The organism is Rothia sp. HMSC072B03 (assembly GCF_001809565.1).
Classification (GTDB): Bacteria; Actinomycetota; Actinomycetes; order Actinomycetales; family Micrococcaceae; genus Rothia; species Rothia mucilaginosa_A.
Genome location: NZ_KV797969.1, coordinates 149,469 through 170,283, shown reverse-complemented (window position 1 = coordinate 170,283; position 20,815 = coordinate 149,469). Strand labels below are relative to the sequence as shown.

The 20,815-nt window shown below is 61.2% G+C and carries 15 protein-coding genes; 8 read left to right on the top strand and 7 right to left on the bottom strand.

What is annotated here, in order from left to right:
- Positions 1 to 11: 11 nt before the first annotated feature.
- Positions 12 to 806: a (Fe-S)-binding protein gene (locus tag HMPREF2630_RS04110; RefSeq protein WP_049343182.1), complete on the bottom strand. Its 795-nt coding sequence runs from the start codon at positions 804 to 806 to the stop codon at positions 12 to 14.
- Positions 807 to 1,612: 806 nt separating this feature from the next.
- Between HMPREF2630_RS04110 and HMPREF2630_RS04105 the strand changes: the two genes are divergently transcribed.
- Both HMPREF2630_RS04105 and HMPREF2630_RS04100 read left to right on the top strand, forming a co-directional pair.
- On the top strand, positions 1,613 to 3,286 hold the full coding sequence (locus HMPREF2630_RS04105) for an L-lactate permease (protein WP_049343181.1): 1,674 nt from the start codon (positions 1,613 to 1,615) through the stop codon (positions 3,284 to 3,286).
- Between the two features lie 209 nt (positions 3,287 to 3,495).
- Positions 3,496 to 4,398 carry a FadR/GntR family transcriptional regulator gene (locus tag HMPREF2630_RS04100; RefSeq protein ID WP_049343180.1) on the top strand — a complete coding sequence of 301 codons (903 nt, stop codon included), beginning with the start codon at positions 3,496 to 3,498 and terminating at the stop codon, positions 4,396 to 4,398.
- A gap of 119 nt (positions 4,399 to 4,517) precedes the next feature.
- Here HMPREF2630_RS04100 and HMPREF2630_RS04095 read toward each other — a convergent pair whose 3' ends face one another.
- The 3 genes from HMPREF2630_RS04095 to HMPREF2630_RS09310 form a co-directional block, all read right to left on the bottom strand.
- Positions 4,518 to 5,444: a phosphoribosylaminoimidazolesuccinocarboxamide synthase gene (locus HMPREF2630_RS04095; RefSeq protein ID WP_070483529.1), complete on the bottom strand. Its 927-nt coding sequence runs from the start codon at positions 5,442 to 5,444 to the stop codon at positions 4,518 to 4,520.
- Positions 5,445 to 5,711: 267 nt separating this feature from the next.
- On the bottom strand, positions 5,712 to 6,995 hold the full coding sequence (gene purD, locus HMPREF2630_RS04090) for a phosphoribosylamine--glycine ligase (protein ID WP_070483528.1): 1,284 nt from the start codon (positions 6,993 to 6,995) through the stop codon (positions 5,712 to 5,714).
- Between the two features lie 125 nt (positions 6,996 to 7,120).
- Positions 7,121 to 7,456, bottom strand: coding sequence for a hypothetical protein (locus tag HMPREF2630_RS09310; protein WP_070483526.1), 336 nt, complete (start codon positions 7,454 to 7,456; stop codon positions 7,121 to 7,123).
- A gap of 581 nt (positions 7,457 to 8,037) precedes the next feature.
- Here HMPREF2630_RS09310 and HMPREF2630_RS04080 point away from each other — a divergent pair.
- The 6 genes from HMPREF2630_RS04080 to HMPREF2630_RS04055 all read left to right on the top strand — a co-directional run bounded on the left by HMPREF2630_RS04080 (position 8,038) and on the right by HMPREF2630_RS04055 (position 17,664).
- Positions 8,038 to 9,147 (top strand): asparaginase, encoded by a 1,110-nt coding sequence (locus HMPREF2630_RS04080; protein ID WP_070483524.1) that lies wholly within the window; start codon positions 8,038 to 8,040, stop codon positions 9,145 to 9,147.
- Positions 9,148 to 9,149: 2 nt separating this feature from the next.
- A complete protein-coding gene (locus HMPREF2630_RS04075; protein WP_143131591.1) occupies positions 9,150 to 9,575 on the top strand; it encodes a sterol carrier family protein in 426 nt (141 codons plus the stop codon).
- 235 nt (positions 9,576 to 9,810) lie between these two features.
- Positions 9,811 to 11,562 carry an amidophosphoribosyltransferase gene (gene purF, locus HMPREF2630_RS04070; protein ID WP_070483522.1) on the top strand — a complete coding sequence of 584 codons (1,752 nt, stop codon included), beginning with the start codon at positions 9,811 to 9,813 and terminating at the stop codon, positions 11,560 to 11,562.
- The gene (purM, locus tag HMPREF2630_RS04065) at positions 11,562 to 12,707 is read left to right on the top strand and encodes a phosphoribosylformylglycinamidine cyclo-ligase (RefSeq protein WP_070483521.1); all 1,146 of its coding nucleotides are present in this window, start codon (positions 11,562 to 11,564) and stop codon (positions 12,705 to 12,707) included. The genes purF and purM overlap by 1 nt, the downstream gene beginning before the upstream one ends.
- A gap of 705 nt (positions 12,708 to 13,412) precedes the next feature.
- The gene (locus tag HMPREF2630_RS04060; protein WP_070483519.1) at positions 13,413 to 15,317 is read left to right on the top strand and encodes a S8 family serine peptidase; all 1,905 of its coding nucleotides are present in this window, start codon (positions 13,413 to 13,415) and stop codon (positions 15,315 to 15,317) included.
- Between the two features lie 643 nt (positions 15,318 to 15,960).
- Complete coding sequence (locus HMPREF2630_RS04055; RefSeq protein WP_049331600.1) at positions 15,961 to 17,664, top strand: S8 family peptidase; 1,704 nt, start codon at positions 15,961 to 15,963, stop codon at positions 17,662 to 17,664.
- A gap of 227 nt (positions 17,665 to 17,891) precedes the next feature.
- On the opposite strand, the gene HMPREF2630_RS04050 is transcribed toward HMPREF2630_RS04055, so the two are convergent.
- The 3 genes from HMPREF2630_RS04050 to HMPREF2630_RS04040 form a co-directional block, all read right to left on the bottom strand.
- Positions 17,892 to 19,085 carry a bifunctional glycosyltransferase family 2/GtrA family protein gene (locus HMPREF2630_RS04050; protein ID WP_049331597.1) on the bottom strand — a complete coding sequence of 398 codons (1,194 nt, stop codon included), beginning with the start codon at positions 19,083 to 19,085 and terminating at the stop codon, positions 17,892 to 17,894.
- Complete coding sequence (locus HMPREF2630_RS04045; protein ID WP_049331593.1) at positions 19,082 to 20,152, bottom strand: phosphodiester glycosidase family protein; 1,071 nt, start codon at positions 20,150 to 20,152, stop codon at positions 19,082 to 19,084. Before HMPREF2630_RS04045 ends, HMPREF2630_RS04050 begins: the two co-directional genes overlap by 4 nt.
- 309 nt (positions 20,153 to 20,461) lie before the next feature.
- On the bottom strand, positions 20,462 to 20,671 hold the full coding sequence (locus HMPREF2630_RS04040; RefSeq protein ID WP_049331591.1) for a DUF3073 domain-containing protein: 210 nt from the start codon (positions 20,669 to 20,671) through the stop codon (positions 20,462 to 20,464).
- Between the last annotated feature and the right edge of the window lie 144 nt (positions 20,672 to 20,815).

Sequence of the window (20,815 nt, the reverse complement as noted above, 5' to 3'; positions counted from 1 at the left end):
CTTGTCTTTCCTTAGGCGATCGAGAGCTCGATGTTCTTCGAGTCAATCTTGAGCGGGTTTTCCTTGGTGGAGGCGAGGATCTCAGCGAAGTGAATGGTCTTCACGTCGGAGCCACGGCGCGAGAGCGCACCACCGATGTTCATGAGGCAGGAGCAGTCACCACCGGTGCAGATGGATGCGCCGGTTGCCTCGACGTTGTCGGCCTTGTCGTTGACCATGGCGCCGGAAACATCGGGGTTCTTGAAGGAGAAGGTACCGCCGAAGCCGCAGCACTGGTCCATGCCCTCAATCTGGGTGTACTTGATGCCCTCAACGGTGCGGACCAGGTCCTGCTGGCGGGTGCCCAGGCGGAGCAGACGCATACCGTGGCAGGAGCTGTGGTAGGTGACGTGCTCGGGGAAGTAGGAGCCGAGCTGCTCGGCTGCGTTGGTGATGCCGAGGACGTCGATCAGCAGCTGGGAGAGCTCGAAGGTACGAGAGGCAATCTGCTCGGCCTTCAGGGCCAGGGCCTCGTCGCCGCGGCTGCGGGCTACCATAGCCTGCTGGTCGCGCAGGGAGGCAACGCAGGAACCCGAGGGGGCAACGGCCACATCCCAGTCCCAGGAGTCGAAGGCCTCGACGTGGTTCTTAACGATTTCGTAGCCGTCATCGAAGTAACCCGAGTTGACGTGCATCTGGGAGCAGCAGGTCTGGTTCGGGGGGAAGACAACCTCGTGGCCCAGGCGCTCAAGAATTTCGACGGTGGCGCGAGCTACGCGGGGGTACATGCCGTCAACAATGCACGTGGAGAAGAGTGCAATACGCATGACTTGCCGTCCTTTCCTCTGTATTCAGAGTTTCTCGGTCTCACCGCCTGCGTCTGGGGCAGGCGGAGCGTTGTTCTGCGTACTTTGCCGGGCCGTTGGCGGGATGCCCATAAGCACGAACAGGCGGTGCACGCCCCAAGTGGAGGTGGGATGCGGTGGGATCAGAAACCGTGGTGATGTCTTATCTAGTCCTTGCTATTTAACACTGTTACGTTTCTTTTCTCTACTCGGAATAGGGCATACTTTCCTTGTTAAATAAAGGGTTAGGTCATCCTGACTCTAAGGTACACTTTCTTACCTTCCGGTATATGTGACCCCATCTCTTCTTGAATCGCGAATCAGAGCATCTCGCCGGAGCGTATTTGAACGCTCATCAAACGCAGATATGCAATGTGAGAATTCGCGGAAAATAGGCACAAACCCCCTTTCTTTCAATGTTTTTAGGGGCATTATTTTTCACGAAACCAACAATCGGTGTGCATTTTTCCCGCGTCACATTCGATTCCCTGACGTACAGAAATGGGTACCCTTAGGTCGGTCTCGCGAGTTGTGTGTCAGAACCTGGAATTAACTATCAGCGCCGCAATATAGCGGCAAATTCACAGAAAAATTTCGAGCCCGACCCGCTCGACGGCCCGTAACGAAGCTGTGTGCTTTTGGCGAAACCGCAATACGTCGGGTATGGTTCTATACATGCGATGAATGGTCTGACCACATCCCCCGCGAGAGAACAAAGATCCGTTCGCTCACGCATCATCAAATGGTCAGACCATACACAAGACACACCCTGAACCAAAGGAGTTCCAGTGGAAACTTACACCGCTGTAACCAACGCAGTTGGAGGTAGCCTCGGGCTAAGCGCGCTCGTCGCAACGATCCCCCTCCTCACCTTCTTTGTCATGCTACTGGGCGTTAAGGCACGCGCTCACTGGTCCGCACTCGTGGCACTGGCAGCATCCATCCTCGTAGCAGCGCTGGGCTTCCACATGCCCGCTGACCTCGCCGGTCTGAGCGCCGTCCGCGGCGCCATCTACGGCCTGGTCATCTGCTGGGTGATTCTGGGAGCCATCTGGTTCTACCAGATCACCGTTCTCTCCGGTCGATTCGAAGACCTGCGCCGCGTGTTTGACCGCCTCGGCGGCGGCGACCTGCGCATCCAGGCTATCCTCATCGCATTCTGCTTCGGCGGTCTGCTCGAGGCACTGGCTGGCTTCGGCGCTCCCGTTGCAATTACCGCAACCATGATTCTCGCCCTGGGCGTTAAGCCCCTCAAGGCTGCTATTACCGTTCTGCTCGCTAACACCGCACCCGTGGCATTCGGCGCAGTTGCTGTCCCGATTACCACCGCAGCTGACGTCGGCGGCAAGGACGCACACGTTATCGCAACCATCGTTGGTCACCAGGCTCCGTTCCTGGCAATGCTCGTTCCGCTCATCCTGCTCGTCATCCTCGACGGTATGAAGGGCCTGAAGGACGCTTGGCTGCCCGCACTGATCATCGGTGTTTCCTTCGCAATTACCCAGTGGGTCACCGCTGCTACCCCCGCGTTCAACCTGACCGACGTTGTTGCTTGCATCGTCTCCATGGGCGTTGCCGTTATCTTCCTGCAGTTCTGGAAGCCGCGCGGCGTCGAGGGCGTTCGTGAACGCTACGGCCTGCCCGCACAGGCTGAAGAGAAGGAAGCTCTGCCCGCCGTTCGCGTCTGGATGGCACTGCTGCCCTACGTCATCGTCGTTGCAATCTTCGGTGTTGCTAACCTGCACGCTGGCCTGAAGGCATGGCTGAAGAGCTTCGTCCTCAAGATCGACATCCAGGCTCTGAGCTCCCGCCTCGTCACCGCTGACGGCAAGCCCGTCAAGGATGCAGTCTACAACTTCGCGTGGATGTCCAACCCCGGCACCCTGCTGATCATCTCCGGTCTGGTTGTTGCTGTGGTCTACTTCTTCTTCAACGAGAAGGGCCGCTACGCCTTCAAGTTCCCGGCAATCTTCACCGAGTTCGGTTCCGTTGTCTACCGCATGCGTTGGTCCATCCTGACCATTGCTTCGGTTCTGGCACTGGCATACGTCATGAACTTCTCCGGTCAGACCATTGCTATGGGTACCTTCCTGGCAGGCCTGGGCACCGTCTACGCGTTCCTCGCACCGGCTCTGGGCTGGATCGGTACCGCTGTGACCGGTTCGGACACCAGTGCGAACGCACTGTTCTCCAAGCTGCAGGTGTCTGCTGCTGAGAACCTGCAGCACGCAGGTATCCACGGCGCAACCCCCGAGCTCATGCTGGCTGCTAACACCACCGGTGGTGTGGTCGGTAAGATGATCTCCCCGCAGTCGCTGGCTATTGCTGCTACCTCCGTGGACATGGAAGGCAAGGAATCCGACATCCTCAAGGCTGTCCTCCCCTGGTCCTTCGCTATGCTCCTGTTCGTCTGCGTCCTGGTCTTCCTGCAGACCAACGTTCTGTCCTTCCTGGTTCCCTAATCTGAGGCTCACCCCTTAGAGAGTTCCTGAGGTGAAAACCTCAAGGGCCGTAGGACATTCGCCCCGGTATTTTCCGGTGGCCACGGCGGGGCGGCGAACCTTCTCGGTTCTGCCGCCCCGCTTTCTTTGTCCCTCGGCTTCCCTTCACTTCGCTTCAGCCGCTCGGAGCTTCCGCTCTTCCATACTCCCCCTCGTTATTAGGAGATTTCATGCCGCAGACTTCTCAGGATGACCTTCGGCCCGGTGCCTCCCCATCCGATGCGACAGCGTCCAAGCCGGTTCAGCCTGCGCGGCTCCACGCTCATGAACCAATACTGAAGGACCGCAGCTACAGCATCGTTCTGGAGACTTTTGAGCGTCGCCTGCGTCTTGGTGAGCTACGCGTGGGCGATAAGCTCCCCTCCGAGCGTGAGCTGGCGGCGCGGTACGGCATTTCCCGCCCCTCGGTGCGTGAGGGGCTGCGGGTTCTAAATGCGCTGGGTCTGATTCGCTCGAGCACGGGTTCGGGCCCGAAGTCGGGTGCAATCATCATTTCGGAGCCGTCGGATGCGCTCAGCTGGGCGCTACGCATGCACATTGCGACCCGTAGCCTGCCGGTGAAGGACGTCGTCTCAACCCGCCTGCTGTTGGAGGGCCCTGCCGCCCGTGCGGCGGCGGCTGCACCGGATTCCCCGGAGCGTGAGGCGGCGTTGGAGCGGGCGCGCGTGCACCTTACGGAGATGGATGAGCAGATTAGTGATGAGCGTTTCCATTTCTGCGATACGCGTTTTCACTATGAACTGTCGAAGCTCGGCGGCAATATTGTGCTTGATACGGTCATTGACTCTCTGCACATGGCAACGATGAGTTATGTACAGGAGGCGGTTCCTTTCCTGAAGGATTGGGAGGCGGTCAAGCGCACGTTGCAGGAGCAGCATTACGGCATTATTGAGGCGATTACCTCTCACGATGAGCAGGCCGCCTATGAGCGGGTGTGCGAGCACATTACGTGGTTTTATTCGCTGTCTGACCGTGCTGCGGAGGAGCGGGCGCGGCAGCATCCGGCGCGGGATATTCTGCACGAGGATTTGTGCCACGAGAATGTACACGACGAAGACGTTCACGCCGGCTAGGCTTTGCCCCTCAACCGCATAAACCCATATAGCTAAAGGGCGGTGCCCCGGAAGAATGACCTTCCGGGGCACCGCCCTTTAGCTATCTCAAAGACTTACTTCAGCCCGAAATATTGAGTTTAGAACTTCGTGCCGGTCAGACGCTCATACGCCTCAACGTAACGGGCACGAGTCTTCTCCACAACCTCCTCAGGCAGGTGCGGCACGTTATCCGAACCGTCCCAACCCGACTCCGGCGAACGCAACCAGTCACGCACATACTGCTTATCGAAGCTCGGCTGCGCGTGACCCGGCTCGTACTGCTGAGCATCCCAGAAACGCGAAGAATCCGGGGTCAGAACCTCATCACCCAGAGTGATCTCGCCACGGTACGAATCAGTACCGAACTCCATCTTGGTATCCGCCAGAATAATGCCCTGCTCACGAGCAATCTTCTCCGCAGTGGTGTACAGGCTCAGGCTCAGCTCCTCCAGGCGCTCGCCCACCGGCTGACCCACCTCAGCGTACAGCTCCTCACGGGTCACCAGCTCATCATGCTCACCCACCTCGGCCTTACCGGTCGGAGTGAAAATCGGGGTCTCCAGGCGGGAACCATCCACCAAGCCCGCAGGCAGCTTCACACCAGCAATCTCACCGGTCTCGTTGTACACAGCCAGACCCGAACCGGTCAGGTAACCGCGCACAATGCACTCCACCGGGAACATGTTCAGCGAACGGCAAATCATTGCTCGACCAGCCACAACATCCGGAACGTCAGTGGACAGCACGTGGTTCGGAACCTGCTTAAGCTGCTCAAACCACCACAGGGACATCTGAGTCAGAATCTTGCCCTTATCCGGGATCTCGGTGGGCAGAATACGGTCAAAAGCGCTAATACGGTCCGAGGCAACAACCATGACCGAACCGGCACGCAGCTCAGCGTCATCATTGACGGTCAAGCCGGTAGCATCAAAACGTTCCTCATTCGGAACGTACAGGTCGCGGACCTTACCGGAATAAATGTGAGTCCAGCCCGGGATTTCCACGGGGTTAGAACGAGAAGTCATGAGAATTTCTCCTGATGAGGTGGTGTGATGTGGATGCAAAAAGTCTGTGTAATTACAATACCGCGACAGGCACGGCTCCCGATAGTGCCATCAGTCATCAATACGGCACAATCTTGAGAGCCCAACCCACCCCGGTCGCCGCCGCCAGCACCCCGAGCCGAGGAAATGAACCCGGGAAAAGCTGAGGCGGCGAGGAATAAAGAAGCGAGTGGCAAAGAAGCGACCGGCTCCCCCACCCTCAAGCGGGGAAGCCGGTCACCTTAGGTTTTAGTCGCGCGGGGCGGGAATGTGGATGCGATTCTCCACAGCCTTCAGCGCGATGTCGGTGCGGTACTGCGCGCCAGCCCAAGAGATGGCGCGGACGCCCTCGTAGGCGGCGTCGCGGGCGGCGCCCAGGTTCTCACCGAGCGCCACGACGGCCAGCACGCGGCCGCCGGCGGTGTGGATTTCCTCGCCGGAAACCACGGTGCCCGCGTGAATCACGTGCACGCCCTCCAGGGCGTTCGCCTTATCCAGGCCGGAGATGACGTCACCCTTGCGGGGAGTGCCCGGGTAGTTCTCGGCGGCCATGACCACGTCCACCGCGGTGCGGGGATCCCAGTCCAGCTCGGTACCCTCAGAAATCTCGCCGCGAGCAGCCGCACGCAGCAGCTGACCCAGCGGGGTGCGCAGGCGCGCCAGAACTGCCTGGGTTTCGGGGTCGCCAAAGCGGGCGTTAAACTCGATGACGCGCACGCCGCGGTTGGTCACAGCCAGGCCGCAGAAGAGCACACCCACGAACGGGGTGCCGCGCTCAGCCATGCGGGCCACGGTCGGGCGGGCCACCTTCTCCACGACCTCCTGCACGAAGCCCTCGGGCAGCCAGGGAAGCGGGGTGTAGGCACCCATACCTCCGGTGTTCGGGCCCTCGTCGTTGTCGAAGATGCGCTTGAAGTCCTGGGCGGGAGAGAGCGGCAGAACGTTCTTACCGTCGGAGATGACGAAGAGGGACACCTCGGGGCCATCCAGGTATTCCTCGATGACTACGGAGCCGCCGGCCTCGAAGCAGGCGCGCGCGTGCTCAACCGCTACGGCGCGGTCCTCGGTCACCACAACGCCCTTACCGGCAGCCAGGCCGTCATCCTTGACCACGTAGGGGGAGCCGAACTCGTCCAGGGCGGCCTCAGCCTCGGGGAGGGTGCGTGCCTCGTGGGCACGCGCGGTCGGTACGGAGGCCTCTTCCATGACCTTCTTCGCGAAGGCCTTGGAACCCTCCAGCTGAGCGGCAGCCGCGGAGGGGCCGAAAACGTCAAAACCCGCCTCACGCAGCGCATCGGAGACACCTGCGACCAGGGGCGCCTCCGGGCCGATAACGACCAGGTCGGCGTTCAGTTCGCGTGCCAGGGCGGTTGCCTGGGCGGGGTCATTCGCATCAATTGCGTGGACGGGAACATCCTGAGCAATACCGGCGTTGCCGGGGGCGCTGTGCACCTCAGTCACCTCAGGATCGCGCAGAAGCGCACGGATAATAGCGTGTTCACGGCCACCGGGGCCCAGTACCAAAACCTTCATAGTATTTAGGGTACCCGGTACCCTCTCAAAAAGGGGAGCCGAGGGCACTAAAAAACGGCCCTTCTCATGCCTCGACGCCCCGAAGGGCACATGAAAAGGGCCGTAGAAGTCGCTACGCGATGAAATTAGATGAGGGCGGTAATAGCAGCCAGGCCACCGAAGACAATACCGGGAGCGTTCGCAATGATGATCGGGACGTCCTTCTTGGGGCGCCACAGACCGTACAGAACCCACAGGGTGCAGTTGATAGCCGCAACCAGAGGCTGAATCCAGTCACCCTTGTGACCGCTCAGGTTACCGATAATCTGCGGGAAGTAGAACACGTACATGAGCACTGCGGTCACAGAAGCAACACGGGCCAGGATGGGGAAGAACTTTGCGTGGAATTCAGATTCTGCGCTCACGCCGCCCTTGGGGGAAGAGTTCTGTGCGGAGGTAGAGGTGCTGTTCTGCTCTGCCATGGATGTACTCCTTTACATGGTTGCCGCTCACCGCTCGAGAGTGAGTTCAGAGGGGTGAGGGGCGGTAAGGATGCATACTCGTACCGGGTCGCACCTAGCGATTTATTCCTAGGTCCGGGGTCGACCCCTAAGGACTGCATCAATTTCCTACTGGATACTTTACGCCCGTTCTCAGATCGCATAGTGGGGCGCGGCGGAGATAATGAGATTTTGAGTAGGTACACTCATAGCTCATCGATTGACGGGGTGGGGTTTTACTCATCTGCCGCTGCCTTGGTCATCGCCGTATTCATGAGGCGGTACGTCGAGGTGCCAGAATGGTTTGTCGGGCGTCGATCGTGGTCGGTCCTATGCGGTGCTGGGTTTTTCGGTTCGTGCGGGCTGTGCCTCGCTCACTTGCCTTAGTCTTACCCGTTGCGCTTGAGCACCCTTCAATTATAAAAATGAGTTACTCATAACTTCAACTCCCAGTAAACGTGAATCTCTTCACACGGCTCTCCCTTGACCGCGCCAGCCCATCCTAGCTCCGCGCCACCAGACACAAATAGGGGCAAGCCGCACACCCCGTTTAAACTAGAAGAATGACCAACAGCACCACCTCACAGGCCACCACTCACACCACCAACCACAGCAGCGCCTTCGACGTAGAACTCGCGCAGCTCACCCGCAACAACTTCATTGAGGCACGCCACCGCGGCCGCCTCATCCTACTGGGCCCCGACGGTGATGTGCAGCTCGCCCTCGGCGACATTCACGAGCCCTTCTACCTGCGCTCCGCCGCCAAGCCGCTGCAGGCCATCGGATCCATGAAGGCGGGCGCGCCCCTGCGCGGCTCCCAGGTCGCTATCGCCTGCGGCTCGCACCGCGGCACCTTCGAGCAGATGCGCGCCGTGCAGGACGTACTCACCCAGGGCAGCACCGAAACCAACCCGCTCACCCCGGCGAACCTGGCGCTCAAGCCCTCCTACCCCTCCGACAAGCAGGCACGCCAGGCAATGGTTCAGGCGAACCTTGCCGCTACTGCCCTGGCGCACCCCTGCTCCGGTAAGCACGCCGCGTTCCTGTGGGCGTGCACCGCCAAGCTCGAGCGTGGCGACCTCGAAGAGGGCTCGCAGAACTGGACCCTGCACAACTACCTCGACCCCGCCCACCCGCTACAGCAGGTCATCACCGAAGAAATTGAGGCGTTCACCGGCGAGCCCGTAGCCGCAATCGGCGTTGACGGCTGCGGTGCGCCCGTGCACGCCGTCTCCCTAGCCGGTGCCGCACGCGCCTACTCGACCCTCGGTGCGGCAATCCGCAACCTCGGGGCGGATGCGCGCGCCTCCACGGTCGCGACCGCCATGGTGGACTACCCCGAGCTGATTCAGGCACCCGGCTCCCCCGACACCGTGCTCAGCGAAGAACTGGACGCGATCGTCAAGGGCGGCGCGGAGGGCGTGCTCTGCATCGGTCTGCGTTCGGGTGCGTCCGTGGTGGTAAAGATGAGCGACGGTTCGCACCGCGCCATGTACGCCGTGGCCTTGCGCGCCCTGGTCGCTGGCGGATACCTGAGCACTGAAGAATGCGAGCGCCTACTCGCGCTGGTGGTTCCCCCGGTGACCGGCGGCTACGTGGACGGCAAGCCGGTTGAGGTGGGCGAGCTGCGCGTGCACGAGGAGCTTTTTGCTGAAGCTCCGGAGGGAAAGTAGCCGTGACCATTCGACGCAAGACGAGCGAGGAGGCGGGCATGGCGGCGGTCCGCGAGGTGCGCGCACTCTTCGCTTCCTTTGATTCTGAGCCTTCCGAGACCGCACTCGTACCCGTCGAAATAGAACAGGCGTTCGCGGCACTCCCCCGCTCCGTGCGCGCAACCTTCGTGCGCTTTACCCTCGAAGAACTGGCCACCCTAGCCCCCGGCAATAGCGTGGAGGTGCGCGTGCCCCCGCTGGGAGTCACCCAGTGCGTGGCCGGCCCCCGCCATACGCGAGGTACCCCGCCCTCGGTCGTAGAGACCTCACCGACTGTCTGGGCGGCGCTCGTGCTGGGCGCCTGCCCGTGGGATCGCGCCGTGGCAGCCGGTGCGCTCGATGCCTCCGGCGAACGCAGCAACCTCTCCGGTCTGCTACCGCTCTTCTAGGCTCGCGTTCGTTCCCGCTAATCCGCACGGTTTTACCCGGCTTCCGTGGCCTGCGTTGAGATGTCCATACCGGGGTATTTAGCGTATCCTTCACCACATCCACGCCGAAACCCGGTACACTTTTAAGGGTCTGGTGTATGCCATCGCACATACAGGCAGGTACGAGCGCAGAAACACACATCCGTCTCGCACCCGCGCAGACGCATCCGCAGTCCCAACGTCGAAAAGAAGTGACTTGATTCGCCCCGACGGAAAACTCACTCACGACCTCGATCCGATTGACCACGGACCCAAGGACGCCTGCGGCGTCTTCGGCGTCTGGGCCCCCGGCGAGGACGTGGCAAAGCTAACCTACTACGGCCTGTACGCGCTTCAGCACCGCGGCCAGGAATCCGCAGGTATCGCAACCAGTAACGGCAAGCGCATCCACGTGTACAAGGACATGGGCCTCGTCTCCCAGGTCTTTGACGAAGCAACGCTCAGCTCTATGCCCGGTGACCACGCTATCGGCCACGCCCGATACTCCACCACCGGCGCGTCCCACTGGGCTAACGCGCAGCCGACCCTCGGCACCACCCCGCACGGCACGCTCTGCCTGGCCCACAACGGCAACCTCACCAACTCTGCAGACCTCTACGAGCGTGTGCTCGAGAAGAACGGCGGCAAGCCGCCCAAGCACGGCGAGCTGGCGCAGGGTAACACCACCGACACCGCGCTGATTACCGCGCTGCTGGCGGAGCACGACTTCGGTTCCCTCGAAGAGGCAGCCCTCGACCTGCTGCCGACCCTGCGCGGCGCTTTCTGCCTCACCTTCATGGATGAGCACACCCTCTACGCCGCACGCGACCCCCAGGGCGTTCGTCCGCTCGTGCTCGGTCGCCTGGAGCGCGGCTGGGTTGTTGCCTCCGAGACCGCGGCCCTCGACATCGTTGGTGCCTCCTTCGTTCGCGAGGTTGAGCCCGGCGAGTTCATCACCATTGACGAAAACGGCCTGCGCTCCCAGCGTTTCGCGGAGGCCAAGCCCGCCGGCTGCGTCTTCGAGTACGTTTACCTGGCCCGCCCTGACACCTCCATCGCCGGCCGCAGCGTCTACGAATCCCGCGTTGAGATGGGCCGTCAGCTGGCCCGCGAGCACGCGGTTGAGGCCGACCTGGTCATGCCCACCCCCGAATCCGGTGTTCCCGCCGCAATTGGTTACGCCGAAGAATCCGGCATTCCCTACGGCAACGGCCTGGTCAAGAACGCGTATGTGGGCCGAACCTTCATCCAGCCCTCGCAGACCATCCGTCAGCTCGGCATCCGCCTGAAGCTCAACCCGCTCAAGTCCGTCGTGGCGGGCAAGCGCCTTATCGTTATCGATGATTCCATCGTTCGCGGTAACACTCAGCGCGCCCTCGTGCGTATGCTCCGTGAGGCCGGCGCGAAGGAAGTGCACGTGCGCATCTCCTCACCGCCCGTAAAGTGGCCCTGCTTCTACGGCATCGACTTCGCCTCCCGCGCCGAGCTGATTGCGAACGGCCTGTCGGTGGATGAGATTGCCTCCTCCCTCGGTGCCGACTCGCTCGGTTTCATTTCCGAGGAAGGCATGATGGCCGCCACCGAGCAGCCCGCCGAGAACATGTGTACCGCCTGCTTCACCGGCAAGTACCCCATCGAGTTGCCCAGCGAAGAGCGCCGAGGCAAGTCCCTCTTCGATTCCGAGGAGAAGGGCAAGGGTGGCCCGCTGGCCGGTAAGGCCGCCGAGGTGACCGTCGAGCGCGCAGTCCCGGCCAAGCCCGAACACGCCGAGGCCGTTTCGATTGACACCCGCGAAGGCACCGAAACCCTCGAGACGAAGTTCGACCCCTCCACCGTAAAGGTCTCCGATGACGACCCCGGCATGGGCATGTGCAACCCCGGCCCCGACGCCGATCTCGAGGGCCTGCTGACCGAGGCGGACCGCACTCCCGCCAACTCCTCCGCTACCGCTACCCCGAAGGAATCCTAATGAGCGAGAACACCACCACCGTAACCTACGCGAGCGCAGGTGTTGACGTTGAGGCCGGCGATCGCGCCGTCGAGCTGATGAAGGACGCCATCAAGGCAACCCACAACTCCTCCGTTGTTGGCGGCGTGGGCGGCTTCGCGGGCCTGTACGACGTCTCCGAGCTCGTCAAGTACCGCAAGCCCTACCTGGCCACCTCCACCGACGGCGTGGGCACCAAGGTTGCCATTGCTCAGGCCCTGGATATTCACGACACCATCGGTTACGACCTGGTTGGCATGGTTGTAGACGATATCGTGGTCTGTGGCGCCAAGCCCCTGTTCATGACCGACTACATTGCCACCGGCAAGGTCGTTCCCGAGCGCATCGCCGATATCGTGCGCGGTATCGCTGGCGCATGTGCACAGGCCGGTACCGCCCTGGTCGGCGGCGAGACCGCCGAGCACCCCGGCCTGCTGGCCGAGGACGAGTACGATGTCGCCGGTGCCGCAACCGGTCTGGTTGAAGCGGACGAGCTGCTCGGCCCGGACCGCGTGCGCGAGGGTGACGTGCTGATTGCCATGGCCTCCTCCGGTATTCACTCCAACGGCTACTCCCTGGTCCGCAAGGTCCTGAACGTAGCCGGCTGGGGCCTGGAGCGCCAGGTGGACGAGCTGGGCCGCACCATCGGTGAGGAACTGCTCGAACCCACCCGTGTGTACGCGGCGGACTGCCTGGATCTGGCGGCTGCCTTCCCCGTCAACGGCGAGGACGGCACCACCGGCAGTGGTGTGCGTGGCTTCTCTCACGTGACCGGTGGCGGCCTGGCTGCTAACCTGGCTCGCGTTCTGCCTCAGGGCCTGGAGGGTCGCGTGGACCGCTCCACCTGGCAGATTCCCGCCATCTTCTCCCTGATTGGTTCGCTGGGTAACGTACCGCTGGCCGATCTGGAACGCACCCTGAACCTGGGCGTGGGCATGATCGCCATCGTTGACCCCTCCGTGGCTGAGGCAGCTACCAAGCGCCTGAACGACCGCGGTATCCCCGCCTGGATTATGGGCGATGTTGTGGCTGCTGGTGACCCCGAGCCCAATAGCGCCGACTACATTCAGGGCGCTAAGGGCGTGGATGGCGGCGCGGTTCGCCTGCTGGGCTCTTACGCCTCCTAACGTACTTGAGCGGTCATGAGACCGTACCAAAGGGCCGGGGTGGCTCCACTCGTGTGGGACCACCCCGGCCCTCTGCGTACCGGACCCTCCTGTACTTTGGGTCTCCTGTACTTTGGGCATTCCACCATTTTGGCTTCCCCTGGAAATCCCCCCCCTTATTTTCGAGGCACTCTTAGTTTTAATTCACGTTCTTCTAATTCTCTTTATTTTAATGACAAGAACATTTTCTCTGCATTAAAGTGCTTACACTATAGTGCTAATAAGCGCCCGGGTTCGAATCGGGACTCTGCACCACCCACCTATTGAGCGCTTAACTTTCAACCTTAAGCTCAGAATTCCTTCAGCCGCGGGCAGGCTATTCCATTCCACAAGGAAAAATTCACATCTTGATATAAAAAATATAGTAGAGATATACCTCAATCTCTTCTTTAGGTGATAGCTTAATGAGGTACCTTTATACGCCATCCAAAAGATATGCGCGATTCCATGCTTCTTAGCGTATCGACGGAAAATCTTTTCCTGCGTTCCTCGGTTTACGTCGCTTAGCAATACCTAGCCGTAGACGAAAAACGCAGGACGGCTCCGGTACACACCACACTATCCGCGTACTCTCAACTCATCAGGAGATTTCTCATGAAGCTCCACTGGCCCGTGCCCTCAGCTGGCCACTCCACAGCGTCACACAGAGCCAACCATCCCACCGTCATGAAACCCTTCCGCGCAGGCCTCGCCCTACTGGCCACAGGCTCCCTCATCTTCGGCGGCAACCTTCCTGCAGCCCTTGCGCAGGCGCCCCACGAGGATGCCACTCAGGCCGACCAGACCGAAGCTACCACTCCCGCTTCCCCCTTTAGCGTTCCCACCAGCGCGGGATCGCCCCAGGGTGCTCCGCGAAGTGTTGCTCCCGGTTCCCTTCCCCAGCAGAAGTTTGACCAGTTCATCGTTACCTACACCGACGATGCAAAGCAGCGAGCCGAGGAGCGTAGCGGAGATGCCGAGGTGGCCGGAGGAGTAACCCCCGGTGACCTGGACAGCGGCATCCAACAGACCATCGACTCCTCCGCGGCTTCCCTCGAAACCAGCGGTGGGGTTGTCCGCACCACCACCTCCAACGACGCAATTGTCCAGACCTCCAAGAAGCTGGACAAGCAGCAGGCCCAGGAGTTCATGGACCGCTTGGCTTCCAACCCCAACGTAGCCTCCGTGGAGCCCGACTACGTCAACTACCCGGCGGTCGAAAGCACCTTCGTCTTCAACGACCCCCTGTATTCCAAGCAGTGGAACCTCACCAACCCCACCGTCGGCATCGGCAACACCGGCAACGCGCGCCTGTATCGCGGCCTGAAGACGACCGTTGCGGTGATTGATACCGGTTACACCCGCCACCCCGAGCTCATCCACTCTCTAGTGCCGGGTTACGACTTCATTAGCAATCCGGTGAGCGGCCGCGACGGCAATGGCCGCGATGCCGACCCCACTGACGAGGGCGATCAGGCTCCCTTCAACCTCTGCGGCGACATGCAGGACGCGCAGATTTCAACCTGGCACGGCACGCACGTTGCCGGCATAATTGCCGCACGCGGCCAGAACCGCCAGGGTATTGCGGGTGTCTCTGACTTGGCCGCCATCCAGCCGATTCGCGTGCTCGGTCGATGCGGTGGTCAGACCTCGGACATCGCCGACGCCATCATGTGGGCGGCGGGCGGTCACATCAACGGCGTTCCCGATAATAAGCATCCCGCACAGATTATCAACCTGTCCCTGGGCGGCGTTCGAGCATGCCCCAACGCCTACCAGAAGGCCATTAATTTCGCGCTCTCTAAGGGCGCTATCGTGGTCGCAGCCGCCGGCAACGCCGGGATTGATGCCTCGCAGTTTGCTCCGGCCAATTGCAAGGGCGTCATCGCGGTGGGTAACAGCACCAAGAATGGCACCCGCGCATCGGACTCGAACTACGGCAAGACCGTTACCGTCTCTGCCCCGGGTACCGATATCCTCTCTCTGGGTATTGACAGCATCAACCGCCCCAACGGCAAGTACAACTACGTCTACAGGAGCGGCACCTCCATGGCGGCACCGCACGTGTCCGGTATCCTGGCTCAGCAGTTTGTGAACGGCGCAAACGTCAGCCGCCAGAAGGTCTACAGCTCCGCTTTCAACGCCGCGGCCAACCCGATTAAGTGCGACAAGGGCTACTGCGGACGCGGTATCATCAGTAGCCGTAAGATTGCTCAGTACGTAGGCAACCTGGACGCGCAGGGCAAGATGTCCTTTAGCCGCCCGCGCACCATTTACACCTCCAGGGTAATTACCTCCGCCCACCGCACGGCCCTGTCCGATATTGATGCGCAGGATACCTCCGTTGAGGTTCAGGGCGGACAGGCCCCGGATAGCGCCGAAGAGCCGGCTACGATGACCAACGATAACGCAGAGGCCATCAACCCCGATGCCGTCTCGGCCGACGCGGATTCCTCCGAGGAATCCGGCACCCAGTCGCAGGATGCGAACGACCTGAGCGACGACGGGGACTCCCAGCAGGATGGGGACTACACGGTGACTTCCCCCGTGCAGAAGCCCCGTGAGGCCGGTGAACTCACCCTGGTGAGCTAAGCCCCCCCACATCGGGCAGGCTCTACCTTCTGGACGAGCACTTTAAGCGCTTCATCCCGCAAGCCCGGTTGTGCGTCAGGCGGGGCTCGGTGAGGGGCCTTCACCGAGCCCCGCCTTTGCCGTTCCCAACCTAACGCCCCGCGCTCTCGGTGCTCTCGGTCCCCTCATGCCACGACCCATCAGGTGGTGTTCATGCACTACCCGGCGGAATGGTGCTTGCGATAATGCGATACTTTATTCCTAAAATATCAATTCTGCTATGCAACTATTTATGCCGGGCTGAGGAATATCTAAATCTTTACTTTAATCTCTCAATATTGTCTTGACTAGGCAATTCTTTATTTTTATCCCAAAATCAAAAAAATACATTAGCTGTGCCACATTCCCGGTTTTTGGAGCTTTGCCATGAGGGAAAGGTGCTAGGATAGCAATATCTCACCGCATAAACCACTTCCGAAATAAACTCCTCCAGGGGCTTAGAAAACATTGCACATTAATGCAGTAATGTGCATTTTTCTTTCCGTTACCGCACTGCCAACGCGGCGCACAAAGAAATATAAATGTTTTCCGAAAAGTGCATTTATGTGAGTGGGTCATCCTCACCAACTGCCGCTTCCGGCACTCACATATGCAAAGGACCCCGATGTCTTTTACCACTCATCCCTCCTCGCGCCGCATCGCACGCGTCGCACTGAGCATGGGAACCGCCGCAGCACTCGTGGCCTCCCTGGGCGCACCCGCAACCTTCGCGGCTCCCGCCCAGACCAGCAACGCAGCTCGCGCCGCAGCACACACGACCATCTCCTCCCTCAGCTCCGATCAGCAGAAGGCAGGTTTCAACCGCTTCGTCATCACCTACACCGATGACGCGTTGAACGCCGGCGGCATCAACTGGGCAAGCCCCGCGGGCACCCATGTTGCCACCTGGAGCGATTCTCTCTACTCCGGCATCACCGCCGACGTGCAGAAGATCGACGACCTGCTCAATGTCAAAACCAACTACGTGCGCACCACCTCCCAGAAGGCAACCGTGGTGACCACTTCTTCCAAGCTCACCGCAGAGCAGGCGGAGAAGTACATGGCGGCGCTGAGCTCCAACGCCTCCGTCGCCTCCGTCGAGCCCGACCTGATGCGCCGCTCCAGCGCGCGCCGCCAGGCCACCAGCACCCTGGCCAAGGCCGCAAGCGCTTCGAAGAACCAGGCGGCCGTCACCCCGAATGACACCCTGTACCCCCAGCAGTGGAACCTACACGACGCTAAGGGCATCTCCGCTCCCGAGGCCTGGGCCACCACCCAGGGCTCCGGCGTGACCGTTGCTGTGATTGACTCCGGCATCGTCAAGCACCCGGACCTCGACGCGAACGTTCTGCCCGGCTACGACTTCATCACCGAGCCCTCCATCGCCCGTGACGGCAACGGCCGCGACGCCGACCCCACCGACCAGGGTAACTGGGAAGAAGCCGGCGTCTGCGCCGCTGGCTCTGAGGCCTCCGAGTCCAACTGGCACGGCACCCATGTGGCCGGTTCCATCGCCGCAATCATGAACAACAAGCGCGGCATCGCGGGCGTGGCTCCCAACGCCAAGATTCTGCCCCTGCGCGCCCTGGGCATGTGCGGCGGCTATGACTCCGATATCGCGGATGCCATGGTGTGGGCCGCGGGCGGCACCGTTGAAGGCGTGCCCGCCAACACCCACCCCGCCCAGATCATCAACCTCTCCCTCGGTGGCGAGGGTACCTGCCCCGCGACCTACTCCAAGGCCATTGCCGAGGTGAATAAGCGTGGTGCCATTCTGGTGGTTGCCGCCGGTAACGACGATCAGGACACCTCCAAGATTGCCCCCGCAAACTGCGGCGGTTCGATTGTGGTTGGCTCCACGAATCAGAAGGGCCAGCGCAGCGATTTCTCCAACTACGGCAAGATCGTTGATGTGAGCGCCCCCGGCGACGGCATCATGTCTACCGTGGACCTCGGCACCACCGTATCCACCGGTGCCGGCTACACCGAGTACGATGGCACCTCCATGGCGGCTCCCCAGGTGGCCGGCATCATCGCCCTGATGAAGTCCGTGGATCCCTCGCTGACCGCCGATCGTGCAAAGCAGGTTCTCAAGCAGAGCGCAAAGCCGCTGACCTGCGATGTGAATGCATGCGGCGCGGGTATCGCGAACGCCGCGAGCGCTCTTGAGGTCCTGCAGGGCAAGAACGTCACCCCGGCGCACCCCAAGCCCAAGCGTGCACCGAAGTACCCGACCCGTGCGGCTCGCACCGGTTACGTGACCAACCCGACCACGAATCACAACCCGCCGTTCCTAATCACCCCGCACGGCCTGATTCCCGGTCAGTAATTCGGTGAGCTCTCACCCCTCAGTCTTCCGGCGGCGTTAGCCGTGGGAAACCTCAAAGAATGACAATCACAAAGCCCCCGCCGGGTACGTCCCGGTGGGGGCTTTGCGTGAACAGAACGCTGCCGCATTTGGTGCTGCAGCTTGCTTCTCCCACCCACCCTCACGACTGACAGGTGGGAGAAATCTTGGGGTACGCCCCTAGCGAGCTGGACGCTAGGGTAGACGAGCTAGGGGCGTACCTGGGAGGCGCGCACACCGGTACGGATACCGGTTGCCTCCACGCGAGCGGACTCGTAGCTGACCGCACGCAGACCCGAGGGTGCGTTGGTTGCCGTTGTCTTTTCTCGCGGGTTTTCCTGACGCTGGGTGGGTAGAAAAACCCAGCGGCGCTGAACCGCAAAGCTCACCGGAATCAGGATGAGCTCGGTCAGGATTTTGGCGACCAGCAGGGATACGCCCAGGCCGGTCAGGGTTTCCATCAGAGCCGCGTTGGCTGCGAGGATACCCACCGCCAGCACGGTGTAACGTACCAGCGAGGAGGATGCCGAGGGGCGTGCGCCTCCGTCGTGCATGAGCATTCGGTTGACGGTGAAGTTCGTCAGCGCCGAGATGACGCGGGCACCAATCACGGCTGCCAGCAGCGGAACGCCCAAGCCCACCAGGACGAAGAGGGCGATAGCATCCACCAGGAAGCCGGTCACAAACGAGGACGCCAGGAAGGCAAGCAGCGGTGCGTAAATCAGCGCCGAGTCCTGCAGAGGCCTAAAGTGGCTGGTCGGGTTGCCCGGCTCGTAGACCTTCACGATGGGTACCTGCACCAACTCCACGTCTGCGCGGGTTGCGCGCAGCAGCATGGAGAACTCGTACTCGTACTTATCGCCGGGAATCTGCAGCAGCCAGTCCAGGATCTGCGGGGTGAAGCCGCGCAGACCGGTCTGGGTGTCTGCCACGCGGGCGCCGGTCGCCAGGGCGAAGAAGCCTACGGTTGCGCTGTTGCCAATTTTGGAGCGCAGCGGCACCTTCGTGCCTTCTTCGCCGGCGTTCGGGTCGGGCTTGGTACGCACGCCGAGGATGATGGTCCGCTGCCCTGCCGCCGCGGCGGTTTCGGTGCGCACACCCACACGGAAGATGTCCCGAGGGAGGTGCTGGCCGTCCGCATCGGCGGTGACGATGACCTCACCGGGGCGGTTTGCTTTCGCCCAGGCGATGCCGGTACGCAGGGCCGCGCCCTTGCCTCGGTTGACGGGGTGGGTCCGAACGATGGCCCCATCCAGGTGCAGCTCGGCAAAAATTGGCGCATAGGTGCTACCGGATCCATCGTCGATAACGAGAATCTCTGCGCTCGCGTCTTGCGCCTTTAGAGCGTGCACAAGACGGACAAGAGACTGGTCAGGCTTATATGCGGGAATTAGAATAATCATGATGCGCTCCCGGCAATGTAGAGAATGTCGCTGGTTCCACGCTCCTTCGTGCCACCCTGGGGGCGGTTGACCAGCTGGTTGTTGAAGACCATGGCGGAGGAGCCACCACCGTCCAGGTTGTAGGCGCTGACGCAGCCCAGGTCCTTGAACATCTGCGCGAACTCGGTCATGGTTACGCCGCGCGAATAGTTGGTGGAACGGCCATCGACCACGATGAAGACCAGGTGGTTGGCGCCGAGCACACCCACACCGGTTCGAGGCTGGTTACCCTGAATCGAGTGGTTACCGAAGTTGGTGTCCACCTCAACGCTGTCGATGCCATCCACGATGGCGGAATCCTTCACCAGGGCCGGGCCGAAGGAGAGGGTGTTCCACACACCCTCGTTGACGAGGGTCTGGGCGTTGGTTGCGGTTTCGTCGTAGAGCTTGACGGAGCCGTCGCGGTAGAAGGCGAGGCCTTCACGTGCACCGGAGTCACGGTAGACAACACCGTTTCGGATCACGATGCCGGTGGTACGGAAGCCGTAGTAGTCGCCGTTAATGGCCCAGATACCGTTGTGCTCCGAGGCGATATTCGAGGGGGTACCAATGATGTTCTGGCCGAACTTGTTGTTCGCAAAGGCGCTACGCAGCAGGGTCGCGTTATCGAGCTTGATGTCCGCGACGAAGGAAACAACCGCGTCGGAGCCGCTACCGGTGGTGGTGGAGGTGATGGTAATCGAGCCTTCGTTAGCGGTGAGGCTCTGGCCATCGATTTTCACCCCGGTCAGTTCGCTAGGGCTTGCGGTGGCGGAGCCGGATGCCGAGGCGTTCGCCTGGGCCGCGGCCGCCTCGTAGGCGGTGGTATCTTCGATCTCGGTGTGCTCTGCCAGGTAGCGGTTGTAGGCCCAGCCCGCGCCGCCGCCAACAACGGCGAGCGCGCCGAGGCCGCCTCCGATAAAGATACGGCGGGTGAGCTTCTTCTTGGCGAGCTTCTGTTCTACTGCGGCTTGCTCTGCGGCGGTTTGTTCTGCCGCGGCCTGGGTGGTCTGGTTGCTGTTCTGAGTCATGTTCTGTTCGTTATTCATGACTCTAGATTGCCCGTGTACTCTCAGCGCCAGGCATGACTAAGCTGTGCCTCAGCTATGTATGCTTATTCAGCCGAAATTATTTTATGCAGGGGTGTTCCGTCTTTCGAGGCCTCCGGCTGAGCGGTCTCCTTCGTGTTTTTCTCGGTTACGCGTCCTCTTATCCGCGCTCCTCCCGGGGCTCGCCCTCTCGGCTTGGGGTCTTGAGGGCACGAAAAAACCGGCTGAGCACCCCGTGCGGGGCCTCAAGCCGGTTCATCATCTGTAGAATACGCTCGGTCGATACCTACCGAATCATTCCGCGTATCCCTATGCCTCATCCTCGTAGGAAGCGTACTTTTCAGCGTATGCCGAGTAGTCGTCCTCGTCGTCATAGCGGCGGCGGGACGAATCGGAGGACTTGGTATTCTTCGCGCTGCTGAGCTCACGCTCGAGAGCGCTGTAGTCGGTCTCGGGGCTGAAGTACTTCATCTCCCGAGCCTGCCTTGTTGCTTTAGCCTTCTGACGGCCGCGCCCCATGGCGTGACCCCCTCTTTCATCCTGTCCGAAGCTACGGGCGCGCGGGGCACGCCCTCCCTCGGATCGTTCTACAGTCTTTACTACACTATAGAGTACCCTGTTTTGACGTTCAATGTCGCGCTCTGCAACACGTATTTTACGGAG